Source organism: Streptomyces sp. NPDC104831, assembly GCF_055583025.1.
In genome coordinates this window covers 1-1,315 of the sequence record NZ_JBVJOT010000144.1, presented here as the reverse complement: position 1 = coordinate 1,315, position 1,315 = coordinate 1, and the positions used below count along the sequence as shown (strand labels likewise).

Annotated in this window: 2 protein-coding genes; both read left to right on the top strand. The window is 68.1% G+C overall.

Going from position 1 to position 1,315, the window contains the following annotated elements; translation table 11 throughout:
• The coding region (locus ACZ63H_RS38615) for an alpha-glucosidase C-terminal domain-containing protein (RefSeq protein ID WP_469873123.1) at positions 1-459 on the top strand (459 nt) is incomplete at its 5' end.
• Positions 456-1,315, top strand: an 860-nt coding sequence (locus tag ACZ63H_RS38610; RefSeq protein ID WP_469873122.1) for an alpha-amylase family glycosyl hydrolase, incomplete at its 3' end; no start/stop codon positions are given. The genes ACZ63H_RS38615 and ACZ63H_RS38610, both read left to right, overlap by 4 nt.

The window sequence follows — 1,315 nt, the reverse complement described above, 5'->3', positions numbered from 1 at the left end:
AGGGAAGGCAGCGAGGAATACCTCGACTCGGAGAAGTACCAGCTCAGGCCCCGCGACTGGGAGGCCGCCGAGCGCGAGGGCCGCAGCATCGCCCCCCTCGTCACCCGCCTCAACACCATCCGCCGCCGCCACCCCGCACTCCAGCGCCTGCGCAACCTCCACTTCCACCACACCGACAACGACGCCGTGCTGGCCTACAGCAAGCGCACGGGCACGGACACGGTCCTGGTGGTCGTCAACCTCGACCCGCACCACACCCAGGAGGCCACCGTCACGCTGGACATGCAGCGACTCGGCCTGGACCGGCACGAGTCCGTGCCGGTGCACGACGAGCTGACCGGCGAGACCTACCACTGGGGCGGCACCGACTACGTGCGGCTCACCCCCGGCCGGGCGCCGGCGCACGTGCTCCACGTAGGGCGCTCGACGCCCCGGATCGGAGGGCCCGCAGCGTCATGACCGTCAACGAGCCCGTACCGGACACCTTCGAGGACACACCCGCGGGAGACCGGGACCCCGATTGGTTCAAACGCGCCGTCTTCTACGAGGTCCTGGTCCGCTCCTTCCAGGACAGCAACGGCGACGGTGTCGGCGACCTGAAGGGCCTGACCGCCAAGCTGGACTATCTCCAGTGGCTCGGCGTGGACTGCCTGTGGCTGCCCCCGTTCTTCAAGTCCCCGCTCAGGGACGGCGGTTACGACGTCTCCGACTACACCGCCGTCCTCCCCGAATTCGGCGACCTCGCCGACTTCGTGGAGTTCGTGGACGCCGCCCACCAGCGCGGCATGCGGGTGATCATCGACTTCGTCATGAACCACACCAGCGACCAGCACCCGTGGTTCCAGGAGTCCCGCAAGAACCCCGAGGGCCCCTACGGCGACTACTACATGTGGGCCGACGACGACAAGCGGTACCAGGACGCCCGGATCATCTTCGTCGACACCGAGGTCTCCAACTGGACCTTCGACCCGGTCCGCGGCCAGTACTACTTCCACCGCTTCTTCTCGCACCAGCCCGACCTGAACTACGAGAACCCGGCCGTCCAGGAGGAGATCCTGGCCGCCCTGCGCTTCTGGCTGGACCTCGGCATCGACGGCTACCGGCTGGACGCCGTGCCCTACCTGTACGCGGAAGAGGGCACCAACTGCGAGAACCTGCCCGCCACCCACCAGTTCCTCAAGCGGGTGCGCCGCGAGATCGACGCGCTCTACCCGGACACCGTGCTGCTGGCGGAGGCCAACCAGTGGCCCGAGGACGTGGTCGACTACTTCGGCGACTACTCCGTCGGCGGCGACGAGTGCCACATGGCCTTCCA